Source organism: Actinoalloteichus spitiensis RMV-1378 (assembly GCF_000239155.1).
Lineage (GTDB): Bacteria > Actinomycetota > Actinomycetes > Mycobacteriales > Pseudonocardiaceae > Actinoalloteichus_B > Actinoalloteichus_B spitiensis.
On sequence record NZ_AGVX02000381.1, the window covers coordinates 1 to 4281 of the forward strand.

General features: G+C 76.7%; 4 protein-coding genes. 3 read left to right on the top strand and 1 reads right to left on the bottom strand.

The features are described from left to right. The 3 genes from ACTIDRAF_RS0216825 to ACTIDRAF_RS0216835 all read left to right on the top strand — a co-directional run. The coding region (locus ACTIDRAF_RS0216825) for an acetyl-CoA C-acetyltransferase (RefSeq protein ID WP_016699889.1) at positions 1 to 1041 on the top strand (1041 nt) is incomplete at its 5' end. A gap of 122 nt (positions 1042 to 1163) precedes the next feature. Next, entirely contained in the window at positions 1164 to 2621 is a 1458-nt protein-coding gene (locus ACTIDRAF_RS0216830) for an aldehyde dehydrogenase family protein (protein ID WP_245533567.1), read from the top strand. 67 nt (positions 2622 to 2688) lie between these two features. Next, on the top strand, positions 2689 to 3795 hold the full coding sequence (locus tag ACTIDRAF_RS0216835; protein ID WP_016699891.1) for a zinc-binding dehydrogenase: 1107 nt from the start codon (positions 2689 to 2691) through the stop codon (positions 3793 to 3795). Positions 3796 to 3942: 147 nt separating this feature from the next. On the opposite strand, the gene ACTIDRAF_RS0216845 is transcribed toward ACTIDRAF_RS0216835, so the two are convergent. Further along, the coding region (locus ACTIDRAF_RS0216845) for a GNAT family N-acetyltransferase (protein ID WP_016699892.1) at positions 3943 to 4281 on the bottom strand (339 nt) is incomplete at its 5' end.

A 4281-nucleotide genomic window follows, 5' to 3' on the forward strand; every position in this document is an offset into this window, starting at 1 on the left:
GGCGAGCAGGGGTTCAACATCGCCCGCGTCGTGGCGGTGTCCCTGGGCCTGGACGGCCTGCCCGGCGCGACGATCAGCCGGCACTGCGCCTCGTCCCTCCAGACCACCCGGATGGCGTTCCACGCGATCCGGGCGGGGGAGGGCCTGGCCTACGTGTCCGGCGGCGTCGAGTGCGTGTCCCGCATCGCCCGACCCGCCGACGCCGAGGCCGGCGGGCGGGGTGAGAACCCCCGCTACGCGGCGGCGATGGCCCGCTCGGCCACCCGCGCCGGCGGCGGAGCCCCACCCTGGGAGGACCCCCGCCGATCCGGTGAACTGCCCGACGTGTACCTGGCGATGGGGCAGACCGCCGAGAACGTCGCCCAGCACCGGGGGATCAGCCGCCGCGAACAGGACGAGTTCGCGTTGCGCTCGCAGCGGGCCGCCGCCCGCGCCCTCGACGACGGGTTCTGGGCCGAGGACATCACCCCCGTCACCCTCCCCGACGGCACCGTCGTCGCCGCCGACGACGGCCCCCGCCCCGGGACCACCCTGGACCGGCTCGCCGGGCTCGACCCCGTGTTCCGACCGGACGGAACCGTCACCGCCGGGAACTGCTGCCCGCTCAACGACGGCGCCGCCGCCCTGGTGGTGATGGCCGAGGACCGCGCCAGGGACCTCGGCATCACCCCGCTGGCCCGCATCCGCTCCACCGGCGTGTCGGCGCTGTCCCCGGAGATCATGGGGCTGGGGCCGGTGGCGGCCTGCCGTCTCGCGCTGCGTCGCGCCGGGCTCGGCGTCGGCGACCTCGACCTGGCCGAGATCAACGAGGCGTTCGCCGCGCAGGTCATCCCCGTCCGCCGGGACCTGGGGCTCGACGAGGACCGGCTCAACGTGCACGGAGGCGCGATCGCCGTCGGTCACCCGTTCGGCATGACCGGGGCCCGGTTGACGGCCACCCTGCTGCACGGCCTCCGCGTCCGCGACGGCCAGTTCGGGCTGGTGTCGATGTGCGTGGCCGGCGGGCAGGGCATGGCGATGGTCGTCGAACGCCTCTCCTGAGGCCCCGCCCGGTCCCGGTCACGCCCACGGGCGGCGCGTCACCCGGCGGCGCGGCACCCCCGTCCAGCAGCGACCCATCCGACGACCCGACACCCGAGCACCCCGAGCGCGTGGAGGACGCCGTGCCAGCACAGCCCCAGCTGCTCGACCAGCTGCCCCCGGACCGCCTGTACCTCGACGGCCGGTGGACGGCCCCGCACACGACGACGCCGATCGACGTGGAGAACCCCGCCACCGGGGAGCGTCTCGGCCAGGTCGCGGCGGCCGACCCGGAGGACGTGCACGAGGCGGTGCTCGCCGCCGAACGGGCCTTCCCCGCCTGGGCGGCCCTGGAACCGGGTGAGCGCGCCGACCACCTCGACGCCCTGCGCGCGGCGATGACCGACCGGGCCGCCGACCTCGCCGAGCTGGTCACCGCCGAACTCGGCACGCCGATCCGTTTCTCCCGCGCCGTGCAGGTCGGACTGCCCCTGCGGGTGCTGGAGTCCACCTCGGCCCTGCTGCGCGACCCCGGGTTCGCGGTCCCGGAACGGCTCGGCCACTCGCTGGTCCTCCGCGACCCGGTCGGCGTCGTCGGCGGCATCACGCCCTGGAACTACCCGCTGCACCAGGCCGTCGCCAAGATCGCCGGCGCGTTCGCCGCCGGCTGCCCGGTCGTGCTCAAACCCAGCGCCCTCACCCCGCTGTCCGCCCTGGCCCTGGCCCAGCTGGCCGACCGGGCCGGGCTGCCCCCGGGGGTGCTCACCGTGGTCCCCGGGAGCGGCCCGGTGGTCGGGGAGGCCCTGGTCCGCCACCCCGGGGTGGCGATGGTGTCCTTCACCGGGTCGACCACCGCCGGCGCCCGGGTCGCCGCGCTCGCCGGGGAACGCCTGGCCCGCGTCGCGCTGGAACTGGGCGGCAAGTCCGCCTCCGTGGTGCTGCCCGGCGCCGACCTGCCCCGGGCGGTGCGGAGGACCGTGGACAGCTGCCTGCTCAACGCCGGCCAGACCTGCACCGCGCAGACCCGCCTGCTGGTGCGCCACGACCAGTACGCCGAAGCGGTCGACCTGGCCGTCGCGGCCACCCAGCGGTACCGGCCCGGGGATCCGACCGACCCGGAGACCCGACTGGGGCCCCTGGTGTCCGCCGACCACCACCGCACCGTCACCGAGCACATCGCCAGGGCGGTGAGTGACGGTGCCCGGTTGGCCGTCGACGGCCGGGAGGCCCCCGGGCCGGACGGGCGCGGCCACTACTGCGGACCCACCGTCGTCGTCGACGCCGACCCCGGCGCCGCCATCGCCCAGCAGGAGGTGTTCGGCCCGGTCCTCACCGTGCTGTCCTACCGGGACGAGGAGGAGGCCGTCCGCATCGCCAACGGCACCCCCTACGGGCTGGCCGGCGCCGTCTGGGCCGCCGACGACGACACCGCCACCGCCGTGGCCCGCCGGCTGCGCAGCGGGCAGGTCGACGTCAACGGGGCACCGTTCAACCCGGTCGCCCCCTTCGGCGGCTACGGCCACTCCGGGTACGGGCGGGAACTGGGGCCGCACGGAGTCGCCGAGTTCCAGCAGCTCAAAGCAGTGCAGCTTCCGCTCTGACCACCTCGACCCCGCCGGCCCCGGCCCGTCCCGGTCGCCGCGACCCCACCCCGCGAGGGAGCACACCATGCCGAGCACCGCCGTCGGCGCCGTCCTGCGCGCCACCGACCAGCCGCTGCGGGTCGAGGAGATCGAGCTGCGCGACCCCGGCCCGTCGGAGGTCCGGGTCCGCATGACCGCCGCCGGTGTCTGCCATTCCGACCTGTCGCTGGCCCGGGGTGTGCTGCCCCACCACCTGCCGGCCGTGTTGGGGCACGAGGGCGTCGGCGACGTCGTCGAGGTGGGGGAGGGGGTGACGGGCCTGCGGGTCGGCGACCAGGTGGTGCTGAACTGGTCACCGCCCTGCCGGGACTGCTGGTTCTGCCGGGGCGGCCAGCCCTACCTGTGCCAGGCGTCGCTGCGGTACGCCACCCGCCCGCACGCCGTGGGCGCCGACGGCGGGCCGCTGTTCCCCGGGCTGGGCGCGGCGGCCTTCGCCACCGAGACACTGGTGGCCGAGGACGCCTGCGTTCCGCTGCCACCCGGCACCCCCGCCGTGGAGGCCGCGCTGCTGGGTTGCGCCGCCCTCACCGGCGTGGGGGCGGTGCGCAACGCCGCCCGCGTCCGACCCGGCGAATCCGTGGTGGTCCTCGGGCTGGGCGGGGTGGGCCTGTGCGCGGTGCAGGCCGGCCGCATCGCGGGGGCGGACCCGGTGATCGCCGTGGACCCCGCGCCGGAGAAGGCCGCGCTGGCGGAGTCCCTGGGCGCCACCGAGGTGCTCGAACCCGGGCCGGAGCTGGCCCGGCGGGTCCGAAGGCTGACCGGGGGCCGGGGCGCCGACCACGCCGTGGAATGCGTCGGCCGCGCCACCAGCATCCGCGCCGCCTGGGACGTGCTCCGCCGCGGCGGGCGGGCCACCGTCGTCGGGCTCGGCGAGCGGAGCGACACCCTGAGCCTCAGCGCCGCCGAGGTCGCCATGCAGGGGCGCACCCTCGCCGGCTGCATGTACGGGGACTGCGACCCGGCCGAGGACCTGCCCGTCCTGCTCGGCCTGCTCGGTGCGGGAACCCTCGACCTGCGGTCCCTGGTGGACCGGCGGATCGCCCTGTCCGAGGTGGAGGACGTCTTCGCCGACCTCGACCGGGGCCGGGGCGCGCGGGCCGTCGTCGTGTTCGACCAGGGCGACCAGGGCTGAGCGCCGGCCCGGTCCGGTGGTGTCCCCGTACCGGGCCGCACCGGCCACCCCACCCCCGGCCTCCCTACGGGGTGATGAGCTGCTCCGCCGCGCCGCGGCGACCGAGGACGGCCCGGGGCACCGCGACCCGGCACGCGACCGGTCGGGTCACAGGTCCAGCCACGTGATCCGCAGGCCGACGTCACCGTGCTCGGGGTGGCGGAACGCCCCGGGGGCGACCCCGAGCGTGACGAAACCCAGGCTCTCGTCGAGGCGGATCGCGCTCGTGGTGGTGTCGACCACGGCGGTGGACTGGACCGCCGCGAAACCGTTGTCCCGCGCCCAGCCGATCAGGTCGGTGGTGAGAGCACGCCCGACGCCCGCGCCCCGCGCCGCCCGGGCGACCAGCAGACCGCCGGACGCCACGTGGCTGCCAGGACCCGGACGGTGGGCGTACAGGTTCGCGGTGCCGAGTTCCCCTCCCTCCGGCGTGCTGATCCCCCGGTC

What these genes read in the sequence shown, in the direction of transcription:
- ACTIDRAF_RS0216835 (WP_016699891.1), top strand. Translation starts at nt 2,689, where the DNA reads ATGCCGAGCACCGCCGTCGGCGCCGTCCTGCGCGCCACCGACCAGCCG.